This window comes from Buttiauxella izardii, from assembly GCF_003601925.1.
GTDB classification, from domain to species: domain Bacteria; phylum Pseudomonadota; class Gammaproteobacteria; order Enterobacterales; family Enterobacteriaceae; genus Buttiauxella; species Buttiauxella izardii.
Window position 1 is genome coordinate 25,265 of the sequence record NZ_QZWH01000044.1, and the last position, 24,120, is coordinate 49,384.

A 24,120-nucleotide genomic window follows, 5' to 3' on the forward strand; every position below is an offset into this window, starting at 1 on the left:
GGAGGGAGAGGGGACGAGAAAAGGGAGGATTATCAGATCTTACATGCGCCGCTTTCGCAGCCATCGTCCTGGATTGAAGGCGCCAGGTCGTCTTGCGCATCTTCCGCGCCGTCGCGGGTGTTCTGATAGTAAAGCGTTTTGACACCGAATTTATAGGCGGTGAGCAAATCTTTGAGCAATTGCTGCATCGGCACTTTGCCAGACGGGAAGCGCGTCGGGTCGTAGTTGGTGTTTGCAGAGATCGACTGGTCGATAAATTTCTGCATCAAACCGACTAATTGCAGATAACCGTCGTTATTCGGCAGATCCCACAGCAGCTCGTAGTTGTCTTTCAGTTTTTCGTAATCTGGCACCACTTGACGCAGGATCCCGTCTTTCGACGCTTTAATGCTGATATGGCCGCGTGGTGGCTCGATACCGTTCGTCGCGTTAGAAATCTGCGATGAGGTTTCAGACGGCATTAACGCAGAAAGTGTTGAGTTACGCAGGCCGTGAGTCTTGATTGACTCACGCAGCGTTTCCCAGTCCAGATGCAGCGGCTCGTTGCTGATCACATCCAGGTCTTTCTTATAAGTGTCGATTGGCAGGATGCCTTGTGCATACGTGGTTTCGTTGAACCACAGGCAAGGGCCTTGCTCTTTAGCCAGTTCGTTCGAGGCTTTCAACAGATAATATTGAATCGCTTCGAAGGTTTTGTGCGTCAGGTTGTTGGCGCTACCGTCGGAATAACGCACGCCATTTTTCGCCAGGTAATAAGCGAAGTTAATCACGCCCACGCCCAGCGTACGGCGGCCCATTGCACCACGTTTCGCGGCAACGATTGGGTAATCCTGGTAATCGAGCAGGGCATCCAGCGCACGTACCGCCAGAATCGACAGTTCTTCCAGCTCATCCAGGCTTTCGATTGCGCCCAGGTTGAAGGCAGACAACGTACACAGCGCGATTTCACCGTCTTCGTCGTTGATGTCATTCATTGGTTTGGTCGGCAGCGCGATTTCCAGGCACAGGTTTGACTGGCGAACCGGCGCGATAGCCGGATCAAACGGGCTGTGGGTGTTGCAGTGGTCAACGTTCTGAATGTAGATACGGCCAGTTGAAGCACGTTCCTGCATCATTAAAGAGAACAGTTCAGCCGCTTTCACGCGCTGTTTACGAATGCTGTCGTCTTTTTCGTATTTGGTGTACAGCTGCTCGAATTTGTCCTGATCGGCAAAGAATGCGTCGTACAGGCCAGGAACGTCAGACGGGCTGAACAGGGTGATGTCTTCGCCTTTCAACAAACGGGTGTACATCAGTTTGTTGATTTGCACGCCGTAATCCATATGGCGCACGCGGTTGCCTTCAACACCACGGTTGTTTTTCAGCACCAGCAGGCTTTCCACTTCCAGGTGCCACATTGGGTAGAACAGTGTCGCAGCACCGCCACGCACGCCGCCCTGAGAGCAGGATTTCACTGCGGTCTGGAAGTGTTTGTAGAACGGGATACAACCGGTATGGAACGCTTCACCGCCGCGAATTGGGCTGCCCAGCGCACGAATGCGACCGGCGTTGATGCCGATGCCCGCACGTTGGGAAACGTATTTCACAATCGCGCTGGAAGTGGCGTTGATTGAATCCAGGCTGTCGCCGCACTCGATCAGCACGCAAGAGCTGAACTGGCGAGTCGGGGTGCGCACGCCAGACATAATCGGCGTCGGCAGAGAAATTTTGAACGTAGAAACCGCATCGTAGAAACGCTTCACGTAGCTCAGACGCGTTTCACGCGGGTAGCCGGAGAACAGGCACGCGGCAACCAGAATATAGAGGAACTGAGCGCTCTCGTAGATTTCGCCGGTGACACGGTTTTGAACCAGGTATTTACCTTCAAGCTGCTTCACCGCCGCATAAGAGAAGCTCATGTCGCGGTCGTGGTCGAGGTAATCGTCCATCTGCTTGAACTCTTCTTCCGTGTAGTCTTCCAGCAGATGTCTATCGTATTTGCCCATCTCAACCATGTTCACAATATGGTTGTAGAGTTTAGGCGGCTCGAACTCACCGTAAGCTTTTTTACGCAGATGGAAAACGGCCAGGCGCGCAGCCAGGTACTGGTAATCAGGCGCTTCACGGGAGATTAAATCTGCCGCCGCCTTGATGATGGTTTCATGAATGTCAGAAGTTTTGATGCCGTCATAAAACTGAATGTGCGAGCGCAGTTCAACCTGTGAAACGGATACGTTATTTAAGCCTTCGGCGGCCCAATCCAGAACTCGGTGGATTTTATCCAGATCGATGCGCTCAGTGCGACCGTCACGTTTTGTAACCAGCAGACTCTGATTCATGTGAGTGTGTACCTGTCCGTGAAATGAAAAATACCCCGTGTTATCCACAGTTAGCAACTTGTGGCTAACCTTGTGGATAAATACTATATGTAGGGGGTTATGGATTACTTGATCACTATATGGTGAGTATTCTAGTAACTAATCGGCTGAGAACAAGTATTGATTTCGGCAACGATTTGAGGTTGTGACAAGCAGAATTTCGCTAAGTCCACGTCACGTAAGGCCTGTGACAATTGTCAATGGGATGCAAAAAAAATGATATTTTTGATCGAGTGCTGATTTCTTAAACTTAATGGATAATTGCGCAACTTGATGTTGCGCAATTTTCATCTTATTAACTTATGACGAGCAGGGTTAACCCTGGGTATGCAGCATGTAGTTCACGTCAACGCCTGGCGCGAGTTTGAACGTATTGGTCAGCGGATTGAAATGTAAGCCGGTCATGTGACGTTCGCGCAGTTGCGTTTCATCCACCCAGGAGAGCAATTCCGCAGGTTTGATGAATTTCTTAATGTCGTGCGTGCCTTTTGGCACCATGCGCAGAATGTATTCCGCGCCTACCACCGCCATCAGCCAGGATTTGCCGTTACGGTTCAGGGTGGAGAAGAAGACGTGGCCGCCAGGTTTCACCAGTTTTGCGCAGGCCGCCACCACTGATTTCGGGTCGGGAACGTGTTCGAGCATTTCCATGCAGGTCACCACGTCATACTTCCCGGCAAATTTATCAGCGTGTTGTTCAACGGTTTCCTGAACGTAATCGACGTGAATGCCGCTTTCCAGCGCGTGGAGTTTAGCCACTTGCAGCGGCTCGAAGCCCATATCCAGCCCGGTCACGTTTGCACCTTCACGCGCCATGCTTTCAGCCAGAATCCCGCCGCCGCAGCCGACATCAAGCACCGTTTTACCGAACAAACCGTCGGCGCGCTGGCTGATATAGCCCAAACGCAGCGGATTGATGCGGTGTAACGGTTTAAATTCGCCTTCTAAATCCCACCAGCGCGAGGCAACGGCTTCGAATTTGGCGATTTCATCATGGTCAACGTTCTGGATTACCGGCTGGTTTTCGGCATTCATGGGGCTACTCACTCCTTGTTCGTTTCGTGGCGGGAGTATATCAGTCAAATCCCACGAATAAAGCCTCTACGCAATCGTGTTCTGGTTTCCCCACACCTGGGGGTTTGTGTTATAATTTGCGACCTTTGAATCCGGGACACAGTAGAGGGATAGCGGATACATGAGCGACCTTGCCAGAGAAATTACACCGGTCAACATTGAGGAAGAGCTTAAGAGCTCCTATCTGGATTACGCGATGTCGGTTATTGTCGGCCGCGCACTGCCAGATGTCCGAGATGGACTGAAGCCGGTACACCGTCGCGTACTTTACGCCATGAACGTATTGGGCAATGACTGGAATAAAGCCTACAAAAAATCCGCCCGTGTTGTTGGTGATGTAATCGGTAAGTACCACCCTCATGGTGATACTGCGGTTTATGACACTATCGTACGTATGGCGCAGCCATTCTCTTTGCGTTACATGCTGGTCGATGGCCAGGGTAACTTCGGTTCAGTGGATGGCGACTCCGCCGCAGCGATGCGTTATACGGAAATCCGTATGTCGAAAATCGCCCACGAACTCATGGCTGACCTGGAAAAAGATACGGTAGATTTCGTCGATAACTACGACGGCACCGAGCGTATTCCAGATGTTATGCCGACCAAGATCCCTAACCTGCTGGTTAACGGTTCTTCCGGTATTGCCGTCGGTATGGCGACGAACATTCCGCCACACAACATCACTGAAGTCATCAACGGTTGCCTCGCGTTTATCGAAGACGAAGACATTACCGTTGAAGGTCTAATGGAACACATCCCAGGCCCGGATTTCCCGACTGCCGCTATCATCAATGGCCGTCGCGGCATTGAAGACGCATACCGTACTGGTCGTGGCAAGATTTACATCCGCGCACGCGCGGAAGTCGAAGCGGACGCTAAAACCGGCCGTGAGACTATCATCGTTCATGAAATTCCATACCAGGTGAACAAAGCTCGCCTGATCGAGAAAATCGCTGAACTGGTGAAAGAAAAACGCGTTGAGGGCATCAGTGCTCTGCGTGACGAGTCTGATAAAGACGGGATGCGCATTGTTATCGAAATCAAACGCGATGCAGTGGGTGAAGTGGTTCTGAACAACCTCTATTCCCTGACTCAACTGCAAACTTCCTTCGGTATCAACATGGTTGCGCTGCACCAGGGCCAGCCGAAGATCATGAACCTGAAAGACATTCTTTCTGCGTTCGTGCGTCACCGTCGTGAAGTTGTGACTCGTCGTACCATTTTCGAACTGCGTAAAGCGCGCGACCGTGCGCACATCCTTGAAGGCCTGGCAATTGCACTGGCTAACATCGACCCAATCATCGAACTGATTCGCCACTCCCCAAATGCGGCAGAAGCGAAAGCTGGCCTGATCGCACGTTCATGGGCTCTTGGCAACGTTTCTGCGATGCTTGAGCGTGCTGGTGATGACGCCGCCCGCCCAGAGTGGCTGGAGCCGGAGTTCGGTATTCGTGATGGTCAATATTTCCTGACTGAGCAACAAGCTCAGGCGATTCTGGATCTGCGTTTGCAGAAACTGACCGGCCTTGAGCACGAAAAACTGCTCGACGAATACAAAGAGCTGCTGGAGCAGATCGCTGAGTTGCTGCACATTTTGGGCAGCGCTGAACGTCTGATGGAAGTGATCACCGAAGAACTGGTTGCGATGCGCGATCAGTTTGGCGACAAGCGTCGTACTGAGATCACCGCGAATACCTCTGATATCAACATTGAAGATTTGATCAACCGCGAAGACGTGGTTGTGACGCTGTCCCACCAGGGCTATGTGAAGTATCAACCGCTGACTGACTACGAAGCACAACGTCGTGGTGGTAAAGGTAAATCCGCAGCACGTATTAAAGAAGAAGATTTCATCGACCGCCTGTTGGTTGCCAATACACACGATACCATTCTGCTGTTCTCCAGCCGTGGTCGTCTGTACTGGATGAAGGTTTATCAGTTGCCGGAAGCGAGCCGTGGTGCGCGTGGCCGTCCAATTGTGAACTTGCTGCCACTGGAAGCGAACGAACGTATTACCGCAATTCTGCCGGTGCGTGAATATGCCGAAGGCGTTAACGTGTTTATGGCTACCGCGAGCGGTACTGTGAAGAAAACCGCGTTGACCGACTTTAGCCGTCCACGTTCTGCAGGCATCATCGCCGTTAACCTGAACGAAGGTGACGAGCTGATTGGTGTTGATTTGACCGACGGTAGCAACGAAGCCATGTTGTTCTCGGCAGCCGGTAAAGTGGTGCGCTTCAAAGAAGACGCTGTTCGTACCATGGGCCGTACCGCAACAGGTGTTCGCGGTATCAAGCTTGCGGGCGAAGACAAAGTCGTTTCCCTGATCATTCCTCGCGGCGAAGGTTCCATCCTGACCGTGACGCAAAATGGTTACGGTAAACGTACTGCGGCTGAAGAGTATCCGACTAAGTCGCGTGCGACTCAGGGCGTTATCTCCATCAAAGTGACCGAGCGCAACGGCAGCGTTGTTGGCGCGGTGCAGGTGGAAGATACCGACCAGATTATGATGATCACCGATGCAGGCACGCTGGTTCGTACTCGTGTTTCTGAAGTGAGTGTCGTTGGCCGTAACACCCAGGGCGTTATCCTCATCCGTACTGCGGACGATGAAAACGTGGTGGGCCTGCAACGTGTTGCAGAACCGGTTGACGAAGAAGAGTTGGATGCTATCGACGGTAGCGTTGCGGAAGGTGATGATGAAATCGCGCCAGAAGCAGACTCTGATGAAGCAGAAACGGACGAAGCCGCAGATGACGAAGCTTCCGACGAAGCAGACGAATAATCTGAATTTTGCCGGTTGAAATCGTTCCAGACGCCCGATGCATTTATTGCATCGGGCGTTTTTTATTTTAATATCAAGTGATGTCCTGGTTTAACTGATAAAGGTAACGCAATGGCAATTCCTGAAAAGTATGAAGATGTAGAACGCTGGGCATTCGGTGATACCGAGAAGCAGGCGGACGAACTGGCGAAGTTAGTGCTTGAGGGCGTGAAAACGGCCACGTGTTCTAACCTCGATGGCGAAGGCATTGCCCAACCAGGTGATATTTTTGTGATTGTCGATGGCAAAAATGAACCGGTTTGCGCCATTGAACTGACCACCGTGGATATGAGCACTTACGACCAGGTCAATGAAGCCCATGCGTTGGCAGAAGGCGAGGGCGATAAAACCCTGGCTTACTGGCGCAAAGAGCACAAACGCTTCTTTGAAGAGTACGAGTTGTTCTCACCGGATATGACGCTGGTGCTGATGCATTTTAAAGTTATCGAGAAGTTCTAATATACCCGTCATACTTCAAGCTGCATCTTTGTTGGCTGCTTTCGCTCACCCGAATCACTTACTTGAGTAAGCTCATCGGGACTCGTTCACTTGCCGCCTCAATGCAACTTGAATTATTTAGGGTTTAAACCTTAATGGTTTGCCGTTGCGGGCTATCATTTTTGCGACTACCTTAACGGCATCCAAAGTTTTGCAATTTCCACGACCAGGCTTAATTTGAAATATCTTGTCTCCTTTCGCACCACACTCAAAGTCTCCCGCTACATGTTTCGGGCGCTGGCTTTATTGCTCTGGCTGCTGATTGCTCTGTTTTCGGTGTTTTACATCATTAATGCCTTGCACGAAAAAGAGTCAGAAATTCGTCAGGAATTTAACATCAGCTTCGATCAGGCGCAGCGTTACATTCAACGCACTTCTGATGTGGTGAAAGAGCTCAAGTACATCGCGGAAAATCGCCTGACGGCGACCAATGGCGTGTTGCCGGTCATGGAAAATGATGACAACAAAGTCGATCCGCCGAATTTCATGCCGTTGTTCCCGGACTCTGACTGCACCGCCGTCAGCGCTTCCTGGCGTTCATCATTGCAATCGCTGGCGTGGTTTTTACGCTACTGGCGCGATAACTTTTCTGCCGCTTACGATCTCAACCGCGTCTTTTTGATTGGTGGCGACAACCTGTGCATGGCAGATTTTGGCCTGCGTGAAATGCCGCTCGAGCGTGAAAAAGCGCTGAAGACACTGCACGAACGCATTATGAAATATCGTAATGCCCCGCAGGATGAGCGCGGCAACAGCATTTACTGGATTGGGCAGGGGTCGCGTCCGGGTGTCGGTTACTTCTATACGTTGACGCCGGTTTATCTCGCCAACCGTTTGCAGGCGCTGCTGGGTGTTGAGCAAACCATCCGCATGGAAAACTTCCTTTCGCCGGGTTCGATGCCGATTGGCGTGACGATTCTGGATGAAAATAGCCGCCCATTGATTTCGCTGACTGGCCCGGAAACGCGTATCGAACCGGAAGAAAAATGGCTGCAAGAGCGCTCCTGGTTTGGATACACCTCGGGTTATAAACAGTTCATTCTCAAGAAAAACTTGCCGCCATCATCCATGAGCGTGGTGTACTCCGTACCGGTGGATATGGTGCTGGAGCGGATCCGTATGCTGATCCTCAACGCTGTTTTATTGAACATATTAGTCGGCGGCCTGCTGTTTACTCTGGCGCGGATGTATGAAAAACGCATCTTTATCCCGGCGGAAAATGACGCCCAGCGCCTGGAAGAACACGAGCAGTTCAACCGTAAAATTGTGGCCTCGGCTCCCGTCGGGATTTGTATTCTGCGTACTCAGGACGGCACCAATATTCTGAGTAACGAACTGGCGCACAATTATCTCAACATGCTGACGCATGAAGATCGGCAGCGGCTGACGCAAATTATCTGCGGCCAGCAGGTTAACTTCGTCGATGTGCTGACCAGCAGCCACACCAACTTGCAGATTAGCTTTGTCCATTCGCGATATCGCAATGAAAACGTGGCGATTTGCGTGCTGGTGGATGTGAGTGCTCGCGTCAAAATGGAAGAGTCTCTGCAGGAAATGGCGCAGGCGTCTGAGCAGGCGAGCCAGTCGAAATCCATGTTCCTTGCCACGGTCAGCCACGAATTGCGTACACCGCTGTACGGCATTATCGGTAACCTGGATTTGTTGCAAACCAAAGAGTTGCCAAAAGGAGTGGATCGTCTGGTGACGGCGATGAACAACTCCTCCAGCCTGCTGCTGAAAATCATCAGCGATATTCTCGACTTCTCAAAAATCGAGTCTGAACAGCTCAAAATTGAGCCGCGTGAGTTTTCGCCGCGTGAAGTGATGAGCCACATTACCGCCAACTATTTACCGCTGGTGGTGCGTAAACAACTCGGCCTTTACTGTTTCATCGAACCCGATGTGCCATTAACGCTGCAAGGCGACCCGATGCGTTTGCAGCAGGTGATTTCCAACTTGCTGAGCAACGCCATCAAATTCACTGACGTCGGCTGCATCATTCTGCATGTTAGCGTGGAAGGGGATTATCTCTCGTTGCGGGTGCGTGATACGGGCGTGGGTATTCCGGCGAAAGAGGTCACGCGTCTGTTCGACCCGTTCTTCCAGGTCGGAACGGGCGTGCAGCATAACTTCCAGGGTACCGGCCTGGGGTTGGCCATCTGCGAGAAATTAATCAGCATGATGGACGGTGATATTTCGGTGGATACCGAAGTGGGAATGGGCAGCCAGTTTACGATCCGCATTCCTTTATACAGTGCCGTCTATGCGGAGCAATCGCAGGTGGAAGGGCTGGTGAACAAGCGTTGCTGGCTGGCCGTACGCAATGCTTCGCTGAGCCAATATCTCGAATCAATGCTGGCAAAAAATCGCATCGACGTTCGATTGTATCAAGGCGAAACGCCTGACAGCGATGATATTTTGATCACCGATGACGAGCTTGAAAATAGCTGGGAAGGGCGGGCGGCGATTATTTTCTGCCGTCGTCATATCGGCATTCCGATAGAATCGTCACCGGGTTGCTGGCTGCATAGTCTGGCCGCGCCGCATGATTTATTGCTGCTACTGGGCCGTATTTACAGCGTGACGGTTACGCTGCCGGGCACCGATACAGAATTACCAACGCTGACCGGTAATGAAGAACGCAATGACGACATGATGATCCTGGTGGTTGACGATCATCCTATCAACCGACGTTTGCTGGCCGATCAGCTGGGATCGCTGGGTTATCAATGCAAAACGGCGAATGACGGCGTGGATGCGCTCAATGTGCTGAGTAAAAATCACATTGATATCGTGCTCAGTGACGTGAATATGCCGAACATGGATGGTTACCGACTAACACAACGTATTCGCCAGTTAGGTTTGACGCTGCCGGTTGTGGGCGTAACGGCGAATGCGCTGGCAGAAGAGAAGCAGCGTTGTATTGAGTCGGGAATGGATAGCTGTCTGTCGAAGCCGGTGACGCTGGATATTCTGAAGAAGACGGTCGATCTTTATGCGGCGAGAGTGCGGAGCAGCAGATAAAAAGAGTGGATTTCGCTAACGCCCATCCGACCTACAAAACATTATTTGTAGGTCGGATAAGCGCAGCGTCATCCGACATTGATCTAGTCTTTGTCAGCCGGGGACAGGCTCACTGACGAAAGATAGTTCAGCAGAGCAATATCGTTTTCCACGCCCAGTTTCATCATCGCTGATTTCTTCTGGCTACTGATGGTCTTGATACTACGGTTAAGTTTGCGGGCGATTTCAGTTACCAGGAAACCTTCTGCGAACAGGCGCAAGACTTCGCTCTCTTTCGGAGACAAGCGTTTGTCGCCATAACCGCCAGCACTGATTTTTTCCAGCAGGCGAGAAACGCTCTCTGGAGTGAATTTTTTGCCTTTCTGCAATGCGGCCAGCGCTTTTGGTAAATCAGTTGGCGCGCCTTGCTTCAATACAATCCCTTCGATATCCAGTTCTAATACCGCGCTCAGAATCGCCGGGTTGTTGTTCATCGTCAGAACGATGATTGAGATATTCGGGAAATGGCGCTTAATGTATTTAATAAGCGTAATGCCATCGCCGTATTTGTCTCCAGGCATGGAGAGATCGGTAATCAGAACGTGTGCGTCTAATTTAGGTAAGTTATTGATAAGCGCTGTGGAATCTTCAAACTCACCGACAACATTCACCCACTCGATCTGCTCGAGTGATTTACGAATGCCGAACAGGACAATCGGATGGTCGTCGGCAATAATTACGTTCATACTGTTCATGTAATAGGCTACCTTGCTACAGCAAACTCTTGACGTAAGCGTCAATATCGCTGGTATATTTTTGTATGTTGGTAGCATCACTTTCACGAATGTGATGCTCTAACGTTTCACATAACTGCTTGCCGGGTACCAGATTGAGCATTGCAAACACCCCCTTTAAGCGGTGAGCTGTCTGCGCTAACGCTGCGAAATCGTGCGCCGCAGATTCAGTATACAATCTCCTAACATCTTCCGGTACTGTGTCAACAAACAGAGCGTAATAGCCACTGGCGTGAAGCTGGGCATTTTCATCACCACCCAACGGTGATTCTGAAACACCTTCCTGCGCCAGTTGCTCTTCTATCAGTTGTAGCACCGCATCCTGCATGGCATTACTGATATTAAAATTAACCCGGAACTGGCCTGGGCCTATTTTCCGCATTCCGTTCTCATCATCGCTTAAAAGCAAACCCGAAGATGTAAGATTAGACGGATTATCAGTGAGGAATATATCAAACTCTTGACTTGCGAGTCTTTCATCCGGGGTGATGCACTGCGCGCCCCAGTTTTCCAACAGCCGAGTCACGATGTTTCGCACTTCGTTTGAGGTGATATCAATCATCGCTACCACGTCATCCAATAGCTTCTCTTCTTGCTCTTCGTGCTGCGGTTCTGCCGTCATTTTAATGTGCAGATTGTAGCGCGTACCGATGCCGTCACGGGTTTTGATATTCAGATGCCCGCCCAATTTGCGTGACAACTGATCGCAAAGGTAGAAGGTGAGTCCGTTTGCTTGCCCGTAACGATCTTCGCTGGTTTCGTTAAGGAAAGGGAAATGCAGATTATCGACTTCGCCGTGGCTAATGCCTTCGCCTGTATCCAGAATACGGAACAACAAGCGGTCAGCCCCGGATTCTTCTTCGGTGATATCCAGCGTGATTTTGCCAATCTGTGTGGTCGTCACCGAATAATGCAGCAATAACTGAAGAACTTTGCGCAGTGCTTCACGGTCGCCGTGGCGTTCTTCATCCGCCGCCAGGTGATTATTGATCAGCAACTGCAAGCCTTTGCGTTTGATAATCGGCAGCATTTCCAGCGCCACTTCATCAATCAGCGGTTGGATAGCAAATTGCGTAGCATTGGTTTTCCACGCGTCGGTTTCCAGCATATTCAGCAACTGAATTTCATCTACCAGGCGCGCAATACTTTGTGCTTTATTGGCAACAACGCGCGCCTCCGGGATGTTTAATGCGCTGGCGTGTTCCGCGATGTTTTTCACCGGAAGCTGTAATGCCGCACCGATATGCTGCATGAACGCGATGCGCCCTTGCTGGTTTTTCTCATACAACCGCTGAGCCTGCTTGAGCTTTTTATTCACCAGAATTTCGCGATCCTGATCGCGAATGACAAATATCTGAGTGCGTGGGGCAATCTGGCTGCGGAACTGCCGGATTTCATACAGTTCATTATTGATCGTGGCTTGTATTACGCCCTGATGCTGATCGGCCATCGCAATAATATTTTGCAGATTCAGGTGCGGCAGGAGGTGATCGGCGATTTTATTGCTGATCACCGTGCGATTAGCGTCTAAATCATGCACCAGCAGCCCAAGCGGGAGCTGCGCGACAATCTCTTCATTTAATGCACGCAGGATTTGTAACTCACCATTGCCCGTTTGCGGTTCGGCAGGACGCGCAGTCTGTTGGCGGAATGTCGTGAAGCCAAACACGGCAAGCGCCAGCAAAGCGATATTGAGCAGCAGCGGCAGTAAAATATTCTGCAAGGTATCCATCAGCAATGTGCCGAGGGGAACCTGCCAGACCAGGCGCAAATCTGTGGTTACAAGCGGCGAGGCAATTTCGATTTTCGCCCCGTTAAAGTTGATGGCAATGCTAACCGGCCCTTCTTTCTCCACGCTACTGGCTGGAGGCTGGGTATCATTATTCTCCAGACGGAAACTGTCCAGGGACATCGTCGGTGGAATTAAATCGTTAATCGGTAAATCGAACGCCACAACGGTTGCCAGATGGCCCGGCTGGTTAAAGGTGGTGCGAAGGGTAAAGTAGTGGCCATTTTGCCAGGCTAGATGGCGCAATGGAGAAAAACTCTCACGTTCATCGAGCGCGTTGGCCTGCTGCAACATTTCGGCGCGGCGAGAATCGACAATCGAACTGACGCCGCTGTCTTTCAGGCCGGAGGAAAGATCTTTAAGCGGCAGGGTGGAAACCAGGATCATGCTGTTGTCCTGGCCGTTTAAATAGTACATCGACCACGGGCTATTTTCGGCACCCCACAACGTATCAAGGTAGGTCGAGATACGTTGCGTCATATCCAGCGTTGAGCTGTCGTGAGAGCCAAAAATCAGCGCTTCGGTTTTGCGGCGAGGTTTCTCTAAATAGTAAACATCCTGCCGCAGACGCGTTTCTTGCAAACCATCACTGGCTGGTGCTGTCGACACGGCGATGTTGTCGTAAATTTGCCAGGTGGCGTAACGATAGCTATCGATCCGCTTATGCAGCGAGTGCGTGATATCAACAATCTGATAGCTCTTATCTTTCAGCCAGGTATTGACGGCACTTTGCACCATGACACCCATGGCAACGAGCAAAATCACGATCAATAGCAGAAAGAAGCGCGTGATATTACCGGGGATAAGCGAAAATTTGTTAGGGATCATACTGTCTGACTGACTCATTGTTAGCGCGCAACCCGGCGAGCATTCGCCAATTTAATAAAAACCACTGTTCTGTCCTGGCAGCGATAGAAGCCAGACAGGCGGTAAAACTGTCACCAAAAAACCATCACTAAGAATACCTGTAACCGGCACTGGCGTCATCGACTCTGTGTGAAACTCAACGAGTATAATTCCAAATTGGTAGATTTCCAGGTCGTTGATAATTAGCAAAAATTGAGGTGTCAAATAGCCTGTATTTTAAGCATTTCTGGTGCCTTATTTTTGTACAAAATAGTCGCGGCTGTACAACTATTATTTTTGAAATGATTTTTTATTCATCTAATCATTATTGAGAACGTTCTTAGACCAAAAATAGGTTTTAGGCTAATAACCAGGCGGATTTATTAATAGTCATTACATTTTTGAAGGGAGTAGCACAAAATGGTAAAGATAACGTAAAGAAGCGTAAAAAAAACCGGATGCAAGCATCCGGTCCAAATTTGGGGTAAACAGACATTCAGAGATGAATGACGGTAATAAATAAAGTTAATGATGATAGCGGGAATTATTTTATATATAAATCAGAGGTCCGTTTTATCATTCAGTGCTACTGATTTGTATTTATTGTATCTTACTGATTTTAAATCATGTTTTAATTTTTTTGACGATTAGTGCTTATATAATTGTCTTTTTGTGCTGAAAAAAGTTCAGTCGTATTTACATTTTGAAACACGTATATGGATAAATGAAACATCTCTATGGTTTTAGTATCATATTCGGATTGGATTAATCTGTATTTGTTTTGGACAATGGGTTAGCCGACTGATTGGAAAAACAATCAGTAAGCAGTGGCATATAAAAAGGCATATAACAGAGGGTTAATAACATGAAAGTTAAAGTACTGTCCCTCCTGGTTCCAGCATTGCTGGTAGCAGGCACCGCTCATGCGGCCGAAATTTATAACAAAGACGGCAACAAATTAGATCTGTACGGTAAAGTAGATGGCTTACATTACTTTTCTGACAACGATGGTCAAGACGGTGACCAGTCATATGTTCGTATCGGTTTCAAAGGTGAAACTCAGATTAATGACCAACTGACCGGTTACGGCCAGTGGGAATACAACGTTCAAGCTAACAACACCGAAGGTAGCAGCGATCAGGCGTGGACTCGTCTGGGCTTCGCAGGTGTGCGTTTTGCTGACTACGGTTCATTCGACTACGGTCGTAACTACGGCGTTGTATACGACGTAACTTCATGGACTGACGTTCTGCCAGAATTTGGCGGCGACACTTACGGTTCTGATAACTTCCTGCAATCTCGTGCAAACGGCGTTGCAACTTACCGTAACACCGACTTCTTCGGTCTGGTTGACGGCCTGAACTTTGCTCTGCAATACCAGGGTAAAAACGGCAGCGTTTCTGGCGAAGGCTCTACAGCTAACGGCCGTGGCGCTCTGAAACAGAACGGTGACGGCTTCGGCGGTTCCCTGACTTATGATCTGGGCGAAGGCTTCAGCATCGGTTCAGCGATTTCTAGCTCCAAGCGTACTACTGAGCAGAACAGTGCTGCATACAAGGGTGACGGCGATCGCGCTGAAACTTACAGCGGCGGCATGAAATATGATGCTAACAACGTTTACCTGGCAGCACAGTACACCCAGACTTACAACGCGACTCGTTTCGGTACCAAAAACGGCGTGAATAGTGATGGCTCAATTACAACTGGTGGCTTTGCTAACAAAGCACAGAACTTTGAAGTTGTAGCTCAGTACCAGTTCGACTTCGGTCTGCGTCCTTCCGTTGCTTACCTGCAATCCAAAGGTAAAGACATCGAAGGTTACGGCGACCAGGATCTGGTTAAATATGTTGATGTTGGCGCGACTTACTACTTCAACAAAAACATGTCTACCTACGTTGATTACAAAATCAACCTGCTGGATGACAACAACTTCACCCGTGATGCCGGTGTTAACACCGATGACATCGTAGGTGTTGGTCTGGTTTACCAGTTCTAATTCCTGCTTAAGCAGTGTGAGTTCTAAAAGGCGCCTCAGGGCGCCTTTTTTACGTCTGAACCCTCAACAACCTGCACTTTTAAACCAATTTTTTTGCCAGTTGGTGTACCCTTTTGCGCTCAAACAGGAGAGAGAAACAATGGACTTACGATTACTACGCTATGGCCTGTTTGCCATAGTTCTGGGCGCTTTAGCAGGCTGTGATAACCCAACGGCGAAAGGCAATTCCGGCATGGTGCTGGAAGGCAAAACCATGGGAACTTACTGGCGTACGAGCCTTGCGGGCGTAGACGATGCCCGCCAAACGGAACTGCGCGAAAAAATCCAGGCGCAGTTAGACGGCGATGACCGCTTGTTGTCGACGTACAAAAAAGATTCCGCGCTCTCCCGATTTAACCAATCAGCATCGACAGAACCTTATCCGGTGGCGGAAGCGATGAGCGATATTGTGACCATGGCGCTGCGCATCGGGGCGAAAACCGATGGCGCGATGGATATCACCGTTGGGCCGCTGGTGAATTTGTGGGGGTTTGGCCCGGATAAACAGCCAATCAAAACCCCAGACCAGGCGCAAATAGATGCGGCAAAAGCACTCACCGGTTTGCATCATCTGACGGTGATTAACCAGGCTGGAACGCAGTATTTGCGCAAAGATCTTCCGGGCTTGTATGTTGATCTTTCAACCATGGGCGAAGGTTATGCGGCGGATCATCTGGCGCGTTTGATGGAACAAAACGGCATCAGCCGTTACCTGGTTTCCGTCGGCGGGGCAGTGGTGACACGCGGCACTAACGCAGATGGCAAAGCCTGGCGCGTGGCGATTCAAAAACCAACCGATCGTGAAAACGCGGTGCAGGCGGTGGTCGATCTCAACGGTCACGGCATCAGCACTTCAGGAAGCTATCGCAATTATTACGAACTCGATGGCAAGCGCCTTTCACATGTGATTGACCCAAAAACCGGGCAGCCGATTCAACACAAACTGGTATCCGCGACGGTGATTTCACCCACGGCGATGGAAGCCGATGGTTGGGACACCGGACTGATGGTGCTCGGTACTGAAAAAGCGAAACAGGTCGCAGAAAAAGAGGGACTGGCGGTCTATTTGATCACCAAAGAGGGCGACAGTTTTTCCACGTGGATGTCGCCGCAATTTAAGACCTTCTTACTTAGCGAGTAAAATTAAAAAGCAAGATTGCGGGTTTCCCGCCACGGCAATGCTGTCAAAGTCATACCATGACAGCAAAAACAGGAGCCAGTCATGAAAACGATTATTGACGAAAACACTGATCAAAGCCGTTGGCAGGCCGTGGAAACCCGCGATACTCGTTCTGACGGGCAATTTGTGTTTGCGGTGAAAACCACCGGAATCTGCTGCCGACCTTCTTGTCGCGCACGCCATCCGCTGCGTAAAAACGTTCTGTTTTTTGAAAATGTCGATGCCGCGGTGAAAGCCGGATTCCGTCCGTGCAAACGCTGCCAGCCGGATAAACTCGCGCCTGAGCAACAGCGCATCGACCGTATTACCCAGGCTTGCCGAATCCTCGAAACCAGCAGCGAACCGATGGTGCTGGCTGAACTCGCGGCGCAAGTTGCCATGAGCCCCTTTCATTTTCATCGTCTCTTCAAACAGGTCACTGGCTTAACGCCTCACGCCTGGCAAAAAGCGCTGCGTGCCAAACGGCTGCGCGAGCAACTGACTGAAGGTGAACAAGTCACGCGTGCTGTATTCGATGCGGGTTATCAGTCTGGCAGTAATTTTTATCAGCAGGCCGATGAGGTTCTGGGAATGACGGCAAAGCAATATCGTCGCGGTGGCGAACGAACAGCGATTCAATTTGTGGTTGGTTCATGCTGTCTGGGGGAATTCCTGGTGGCCCAGAGCGAGCGCGGGATTTGCGCCATACTATTGGGTAACGATGCACAAAGTTTGATTTGCGAGCTGGAAACGCTGTTCCCGCATTCGTCACTCGATGTGGGCGATGACCCCTTTGCCCGGCGGGTGGCGCAAGTAGTGAGCGTGCTGGAACATCCCGGCAAGCCAATAACGTTACCGCTGGATATCCAGGGAACCGCCTTTCAGCAGCAAGTCTGGCAGGCGTTACGTGAAATCCCGGCGGGGCAAACCGCCAGTTACAGTGATATTGCCCAGCGTATTGGCAAACCGCAGGCCGTTCGCGCCGTCGCGGGAGCCTGCGCGGCAAACAAACTGGCGGTTGTGATTCCCTGCCATCGTGTGGTGCGCAATGACGGTGCGCTTTCGGGTTACCGCTGGGGCGTGGATCGTAAGCGTCAGTTACTTGAGATTGAAGCCAAACAGCAGGAGGAGTGATGCTCGATTTATTTGCCGATGAAGCGCCGTGGCAGGAGCCGCTGGCGGAGGGCGCGGTGATCCTGCGCCGCTTTGCCTGTGCCGATGCGCAGGGGTTAATCGCGCAAATTATGCAACTTGCCGGGCAATCGCCATTTCGCCAGATGGTCACGCCGGGCGGGTACACGATGTCGGTAGCGATGACCAATTGCGGAGAAGTCGGCTGGACGACCGACAGCCACGGCTATCTTTATTCGCCCATCGATCCGCTGACTTCGCAGCCCTGGCCCGCGATGCCGACACTTTTTCGTGAGCTATCTGATGCGGCGTCGAAAGCGGCGGGATATCCCGATTTTGCCCCGGACGCCTGCCTGATTAACCGCTACGCGCCGGGGGCCAAACTCTCGCTGCATCAGGATAAGGACGAGCTGAATCTGCAACAGCCCATCGTTTCTGTGTCCCTTGGCGTACCCGCCGTATTCCAGTTCGGTGGCCTTAAACGCAACGATCCGCTTAAGCGCGTGATGCTTGAACATGGCGATGTGGTGGTCTGGGGCGGCGCTTCCCGGCTGTTTTACCATGGCATTTTACCGCTCAAACCCGCGCAGCACGCGCTTACCAATGAATACCGCTACAACATTACGTTCCGCCACACTCGATAATAAGAATTATTCTTGCTGTTAAAGCCGAGACGTTTAAACTGCTCGCTGTTTTCGATTTTGGGTAGTGAGTGATGGAACTTTTGCGTGTGGTTTACCGCCAGTATCGCTGGCCTTTCTTGATGGTAATGGCATTAAGCCTGCTTAGCGCGGCGCTCGGTATTGGCTTGATCGCCTTTATCAACCTGCGTTTAATTGAGACGCCTGATATTTCCCTTTCCGTTTTGCCGGAATTTCTCGGCCTGTTGCTGCTATTAATGGCGGTGACGCTCGGCTCGCAATTAGCGTTAACCACACTTGGCCACCATTTCGTTTACCGCCTGCGCAGCGAATTTATTAAGCGCCTGATGGACACCCACGTTGAGCGCGTCGAACAACTCGGCAATGCCGCGTTGCTGGCGGGTTTAACCAGCGATGTGCGCAACATCACCATCGCTTTTGTACGTCTCCCGGAACTGGTGCAGGGCATTATTTTAACCTTCGGTTCTGCGGCATACCTCGCATGGTTATCACCAAAAATGCTTGGCGTGACGGCGATTTGGGTGGCTGTCACCATCTTCGGCGGTTACGTATTAGTGAAGCATGTGTACAGACACCTGGCGCAACTGCGTGAAATCGAAGACCAGCTGTATAACGATTACCAGACCGTGATCGAAGGGCGCAAAGAGCTGGCGTTAAACCGCGAGCGGGCGGAACGCGTCTACGAAGACACTTATATTCCTCACGCCCATGACTACCGTCGTCATATTATTCGCGCCGATACCTTCCATTTGAGCGCCGTGAACTGGTCGAACATTATGATGCTCGGCGTGATTGGCCTGGTGTTCTGGATGGCGAACAGCCTCGGCTGGTCTGATACCAACGTGGCAGCAACTTTTTCCCTGACGCTGCTGTTCTTACGCACGCCGATGCTCTCAGCGGTTGGCGCATTGCCGACGCTTTTAACCGCACAAGTGGCGTTCAACAAACTCAATAAATTCCACCTCGCGCCTTACGAAGAAGCCTTCCCGCGTAGTAAAGAGCCGGTTCGCTGGCAAACGCTGGAAATGCGCGATGTGGTGTTCCAATACGGCGACAACACGTTCTCCGTCGGCCCGTTGAATCTCAAAATCGAACGTGGCGAACTGCTGTTCCTGATTGGCGGCAACGGCAGCGGAAAATCCACCATGGCGATGTTGCTCACCGGGCTGTATCAGCCGATCTCGGGCGCAATCTATCTCGATGGCAAAAAGATTGATGCCAGTAATCAGGATGATTATCGCAAGCTGTTTTCTGCGGTGTTCACCGATGTTTGGCTGTTTGACCGTTTGCTTGGCCCGCAGGGCGTTCCGGCGAATCCTGAGCTGGTGGCAACCTGGCTTGAACGCCTGAAAATGAGCAACAAACTAGAGTTGGAAAACGGCACCATCCTGAATCTGAAACTTTCGAAAGGGCAGAAGAAACGCGTGGCGTTATTACTGGCGCTGGCGGAAGAGCGCGACATCATCCTGCTGGATGAATGGGCCGCCGACCAGGACCCGCATTTCCGCCGCGAGTTTTACCAGACACTGCTGCCATTAATGCAGCAAATGGGTAAAACCATTTTCGCCATCAGCCATGACGATCATTACTTTATTCATGCGGATCGATTGCTGGAAATGCGTCATGGAAAACTCAGTGAATTAACCGGGCTTGAACGCGACAGTGCGTCGCGCGATGCGGTTGCGCGAACCGAGAACTGATCTGCTGTCGGCGTTCATTTCAAATGGGTGGATGACATCCACCCAACAACACCGAATCGTAGGTCGGGCAAGCGCAGCGCCCCCGACAAAATCTGGTTAACTGCTCCCCAACAGGCTATAACTTAGCTCGTCTTTCACAGGGAAAACTGCCAGATGTCTGTTACTACGAAGTCCGCCGCAAAGTACGGTACCAAACAGCGTGAGCAAGACCGAGCCCGAATCCTCCAGATTCTGTTAACCAATAAAGCCGTCGCCACCGGCATTCTCGATAAAACCCCACAGCCGGACGCTCATACCCCCGAGCAGGATATTGCCGAAATCGTCAAACTGGTGGCGCGACTGCCTGCCGCTGACCTCGCCGACGTACTCGAAGCCTTACCCAGCGATGAGCGCCATGCATTGTGGAGCCTGGTGAGAGAAGACCAGCGTGGCAAAGTGCTGATTGAGGCCTCGGAAACCGTCTGGGATGACCTGATTGAAGATATGAGCGACAAAGCGTTGCTCAATACTATTCGCCCGCTGGATATCGACGACCAAATTTACCTCGCGCAATACCTCCCTCGCGACCTGATGGGGCGCTTGCTGGCGACGTTGCCGCAGGAACAACGCGCTCGCGTCCGACAAGTGCTGCATTACGAAAAGCACAGCGTCGGCGCGATTATGGATTTCGAGGTGATCACCGTGCGGGCGGATGTCACGCTGGCGGTGGTGCAACGTTTCCTGCGTTTGCGCGGTAAAGTGCCGCAAAATACCGATAAAGTGTTCGTTACCACACGCGATAAAACGCTGATCGGCGAACTCGGTTTGACTTCCATTTTGCTACACGCGCCGCAAACGCGGGTGCTGGAAGTCATGGACGACAACCCGACCTGTTTCGCCCCGGAAGACAACGACGAAGTTGCAGCACGAACCTTCGAGCGTGACGACTTAGTCAGTGCGGCGGTCATCGACAGCAGCGGCAAACTGATTGGCCGCCTGACAATCGACGAAATTGTTGATGTGGTTTACGAAGAAACCGATAACGATTTGCGCCGCATGGGTGGCTTGAGCGCCGAAGAAGATGTGTTCGCGCCAGTCAGCAAAGCGGTGAAGGCGCGTTGGGCTTGGCTGGCGTTGAATTTATGCACCGCCTTTGTCGCCTCGCGCGTGATTGGCCTGTTTGAACATACCATTTCGCAACTGGTGGCTTTGGCGTCGTTAATGCCGATTGTGGCCGGGATTGGCGGCAATACGGGCAACCAGACCATCACCATGATTGTGCGCGCACTGGCGCTGCAACACATCCAGCCGGGTAACTTCTCGTTCCTGGTTTTGCGTGAACTGGGCGTTGCGCTGATTAACGGCATCGTCTGGGGCGGGGTGATGGGCGGCGTGACCTGGCTGCTCTACGACGACCTCGCATTAGGCGGCGTGATGACCCTGGCGATGATACTGAATTTGTTAGTGGCGTCATTGATGGGCGTGCTGATCCCGATTTTCATGATTCGCATGGGCAAAGACCCAGCTGTGGGTTCCAGCGTCATGATTACCGCCGTTACCGACACCGGCGGCTTCTTTATTTTCCTCGGCCTTGCGACGATATTTTTACTTTAGCTGTAGTGGCTTGTCGGCAACTGGCGGATAAACTTTCCGTCGCTTCTGCCGATAAGTTCTGTAATTTCCGTCTTAGCACCGTTATATTATGGAGTACATAACGAAACTCAGTGGAGTAATAAAATGGCTAAGCAGTGGGTACGTCTGGCATTAGGCGCGGCTTTGAGCGTCACGTTGGCAGGGCAGGCATTCGCCGATAACACTAAAATCACCGTTTTTGCCGCCGCATCGTTAACCAATGCGATGCAGGATATTGCCACGCAATATCAGAAAGGTAAGACGGTCGAAATCGCTTCTTCTTTCGCTTCTTCTTCAACGCTGGCGCGCCAGATTGAAGCCGGTGCGCCAGCGGATTTATTCATTTCTGCCGACCAGAAATGGATGGATTACGCGGTTAGCAAAGACGCCATCAAAACCGACTCTCGGGAAACATTGCTCGGCAACAGCCTGGTGGTTGTCGCGCCAAAAGCTAGCAAAATTGGCGACGTGAAGATTGACGCTAAAACTGACTGGGCTTCATTGCTCAACGGTGGCCGCCTGGCGGTTGGCGACCCGGACCACGTTCCAGCCGGCATTTATGCCAAAGAAGCGCTGCAAAAATTAGGCGCGTGGGATACGCTATCGCCAAAATTAGCTCCGGCAGAAGATGTCCGTGGCGCACTGGCGCTGGTTGAACGCGACGAAGCTCCACTCGGTATCGTTTATGGTTCCGATGCGGTGGCAAGCAAGGGCGTGAAAGTCGTCGGCACCTTCCCGGAAGATTCCCACAAAAAAGTGGAATATCCGATTGCGATTGTTAAAGGCCACGAAAACCCAACCGTTACGGCGTTTTATAACTATCTGAAAGGACCGGAAGCGGGAGCTATCTTCCAACGTTACGGATTTACGACTAAATAATGATATTGACCGATCCCGAATGGCAGGCGGTTTTACTGAGCCTGAAAGTCTCCACCCTAGCGGTGCTATTTAGCCTTCCTTTTGGGATCTTATTTGCCTGGGTGCTGGTGCGTTGCCGGTTCCCTGGCAAAGCGCTGCTCGATAGTATTATCCACCTCCCGTTAGTGCTCCCGCCTGTGGTTGTCGGTTATTTATTGCTGATTGCGATGGGGCGGCGCGGTGTAATAGGAGCCTGGATTTACGACGTATTCGGCATTACCTTCGCGTTTAGCTGGCGTGGCGCGGTACTGGCGGCGGCCGTGATGTCGTTCCCGTTGATGGTGCGAGCCATCCGCCTGGCGCTGGAAGGCGTGGATATGAAACTCGAGCAAGCCGCCCGCACGCTCGGAGCCGGGCGTTGGCGCGTGTTCTGCACTATCACGTTGCCGCTGACGCTGCCGGGAATTATTGCCGGAACCGTGCTGGCATTTGCCCGTTCGCTCGGCGAGTTTGGCGCAACCATTACCTTCGTTTCCAACATTCCCGGTGAAACGCGCACCATCCCTTCGGCAATGTACACCCTGATTCAAACTCCCGGCGGCGAAAGTGCGGCGGCGCGTTTATGCATGATTTCCATTGTGCTGGCGCTGGTTTCTTTGCTGGTGGCGGAATGGCTGGCGCGACAGAGCCGTAAACGGATAGGGATTGCCTGATGCTGGAACTTAATTTCGTGCAGACGCTGGGCGACCATCGTTTAGCGATTAATGAAACCTTGCCGGGGCAGGGAATAACGGCAGTGTTCGGCGTTTCGGGCGCAGGAAAAACTTCGCTAATCAATGCGATTAGCGGCCTGACTCGCCCGCAACAAGGACGTATCGTTCTTAACGATCGCGTGTTGAGCGATGCCGAAACTAAATGTTTCCTGGCACCGGAAAAACGCCGCATCGGTTATGTGTTCCAGGATGCGCGACTGTTCCCGCATTACCGGGTGCGCGGCAATTTGAAATACGGCATGCACCGCAATGCTTCCGGTCAGTTCGATAAACTGGTGGCGTTATTGGGTATCGAACCGCTGTTAGAACGTTTCCCGTGGAGTCTGTCCGGCGGTGAAAAACAGCGCGTAGCGATTGGTCGCGCTTTATTAACATCGCCGGAATTACTGCTGTTGGACGAGCCTCTCGCCTCGCTGGATATCCCGCGTAAACGCGAACTGCTGCCGTATCTGCAACGACTGGCGCGAGAAATTAATATCCCGATGCTGTACGTCAGCCATTCACTGGAAGAAATTCTCCATCTGGCGGATAAAGTGCTGGTGCTCGACGGCGGCGAAGTGAAAGCCTTTGGTAATCTTGAAGAAGTGTGGGGCAGCAGCGTAATGCACCCGTGGCTGCCGAAAGAACAGCAAAGCAGCGTGCTAAAAGTGACGGTGCTGGAACATCACCCGCATTACGCGATGACCGCACTGGCGCTCGGCGACCAGCATTTGTGGGTCAATAAACTCGATAAACCGTTGCAGGCGTCGCTGCGCATTCGCATTCAGGCATCGGACGTTTCGTTGATTCTCCAGCCGCCGATTAACAGCAGTATTCGTAACGTGCTACGCGCCAAAGTCGCTCAGTGTTATGACGATGAAGGGCAGGTGGAAGTGCAGCTAGAAGTGGGTTCGCGCACGCTGTGGGCGCGCATCAGCCCGTGGGCGCGGGACGAATTAATGATTAAGCCGGGCCAGTGGTTGTACGCACAAATCAAAAGTGTGTCGATAACGGCATAACGGGATCG

General features: G+C 51.5%; 16 protein-coding genes. 12 read left to right on the forward strand and 4 right to left on the reverse strand.

Annotated features, from left to right (window positions below; translation table 11 throughout):
- Window positions 1-32: 32 nt before the first annotated feature.
- The gene (gene nrdA / locus D6029_RS17350; RefSeq protein WP_120065987.1) at window positions 33-2,318 is read right to left on the reverse strand and encodes a class 1a ribonucleoside-diphosphate reductase subunit alpha; all 2,286 of its coding nucleotides are present in this window, start codon (window positions 2,316-2,318) and stop codon (window positions 33-35) included.
- 354 nt (window positions 2,319-2,672) lie between these two features.
- Entirely contained in the window at window positions 2,673-3,392 is a 720-nt protein-coding gene (gene ubiG / locus D6029_RS17355) for a bifunctional 2-polyprenyl-6-hydroxyphenol methylase/3-demethylubiquinol 3-O-methyltransferase UbiG (protein WP_120065988.1), read from the reverse strand.
- 160 nt (window positions 3,393-3,552) lie between these two features.
- Here ubiG and gyrA point away from each other — a divergent pair, with 160 nt between their 5' ends.
- The 3 genes from gyrA to rcsC all read left to right on the forward strand — a co-directional run bounded on the left by gyrA (window position 3,553) and on the right by rcsC (window position 9,777).
- Window positions 3,553-6,216, forward strand: a complete 2,664-nt coding sequence (gene gyrA / locus D6029_RS17360; protein ID WP_120065989.1) for a DNA topoisomerase (ATP-hydrolyzing) subunit A — start codon at window positions 3,553-3,555, stop codon at window positions 6,214-6,216.
- Window positions 6,217-6,327: 111 nt separating this feature from the next.
- Entirely contained in the window at window positions 6,328-6,714 is a 387-nt protein-coding gene (locus tag D6029_RS17365) for an ASCH domain-containing protein (RefSeq protein ID WP_120065990.1), read from the forward strand.
- A gap of 216 nt (window positions 6,715-6,930) precedes the next feature.
- On the forward strand, window positions 6,931-9,777 hold the full coding sequence (gene rcsC, locus D6029_RS17370; RefSeq protein WP_120065991.1) for a two-component system sensor histidine kinase RcsC: 2,847 nt from the start codon (window positions 6,931-6,933) through the stop codon (window positions 9,775-9,777).
- An 83-nt stretch (window positions 9,778-9,860) separates the two neighbouring features.
- Here rcsC and rcsB read toward each other — a convergent pair whose 3' ends face one another.
- Entirely contained in the window at window positions 9,861-10,511 is a 651-nt protein-coding gene (gene rcsB / locus D6029_RS17375) for a response regulator transcription factor RcsB (protein WP_120065992.1), read from the reverse strand.
- 16 nt (window positions 10,512-10,527) lie between these two features.
- The gene (gene rcsD, locus D6029_RS17380; protein WP_208642696.1) at window positions 10,528-13,185 is read right to left on the reverse strand and encodes a phosphotransferase RcsD; all 2,658 of its coding nucleotides are present in this window, start codon (window positions 13,183-13,185) and stop codon (window positions 10,528-10,530) included.
- An 865-nt stretch (window positions 13,186-14,050) separates the two neighbouring features.
- Between rcsD and D6029_RS17385 the strand changes: the two genes are divergently transcribed.
- The 9 genes from D6029_RS17385 (at window position 14,051) to modC (ending at window position 24,112) form a co-directional block, all read left to right on the forward strand.
- Window positions 14,051-15,181, forward strand: a complete 1,131-nt coding sequence (locus D6029_RS17385) for a porin OmpC (protein ID WP_120065994.1) — start codon at window positions 14,051-14,053, stop codon at window positions 15,179-15,181.
- Between the two features lie 139 nt (window positions 15,182-15,320).
- Window positions 15,321-16,361, forward strand: coding sequence for an FAD:protein FMN transferase ApbE (gene apbE, locus D6029_RS17390; RefSeq protein ID WP_120065995.1), 1,041 nt, complete (start codon window positions 15,321-15,323; stop codon window positions 16,359-16,361).
- Between the two features lie 81 nt (window positions 16,362-16,442).
- Window positions 16,443-17,513: a bifunctional DNA-binding transcriptional regulator/O6-methylguanine-DNA methyltransferase Ada gene (ada, locus tag D6029_RS17395; RefSeq protein WP_120065996.1), complete on the forward strand. Its 1,071-nt coding sequence runs from the start codon at window positions 16,443-16,445 to the stop codon at window positions 17,511-17,513.
- Window positions 17,513-18,154 carry a DNA oxidative demethylase AlkB gene (gene alkB / locus D6029_RS17400; protein WP_120065997.1) on the forward strand — a complete coding sequence of 214 codons (642 nt, stop codon included), beginning with the start codon at window positions 17,513-17,515 and terminating at the stop codon, window positions 18,152-18,154. Before ada ends, alkB begins: the two co-directional genes overlap by 1 nt.
- A gap of 71 nt (window positions 18,155-18,225) precedes the next feature.
- Complete coding sequence (locus tag D6029_RS17405; protein ID WP_120065998.1) at window positions 18,226-19,872, forward strand: multidrug ABC transporter permease/ATP-binding protein; 1,647 nt, start codon at window positions 18,226-18,228, stop codon at window positions 19,870-19,872.
- 153 nt (window positions 19,873-20,025) lie between these two features.
- A complete protein-coding gene (gene mgtE, locus D6029_RS17410; RefSeq protein ID WP_120065999.1) occupies window positions 20,026-21,465 on the forward strand; it encodes a magnesium transporter in 1,440 nt (479 codons plus the stop codon).
- Between the two features lie 123 nt (window positions 21,466-21,588).
- A complete protein-coding gene (modA, locus tag D6029_RS17415; RefSeq protein WP_120066000.1) occupies window positions 21,589-22,362 on the forward strand; it encodes a molybdate ABC transporter substrate-binding protein in 774 nt (257 codons plus the stop codon).
- A complete protein-coding gene (modB, locus tag D6029_RS17420; protein WP_120066001.1) occupies window positions 22,362-23,054 on the forward strand; it encodes a molybdate ABC transporter permease subunit in 693 nt (230 codons plus the stop codon). The genes modA and modB overlap by 1 nt, the downstream gene beginning before the upstream one ends.
- On the forward strand, window positions 23,054-24,112 hold the full coding sequence (gene modC, locus D6029_RS17425; RefSeq protein ID WP_120066002.1) for a molybdenum ABC transporter ATP-binding protein ModC: 1,059 nt from the start codon (window positions 23,054-23,056) through the stop codon (window positions 24,110-24,112). Before modB ends, modC begins: the two co-directional genes overlap by 1 nt.
- Window positions 24,113-24,120 lie beyond the last annotated feature (8 nt).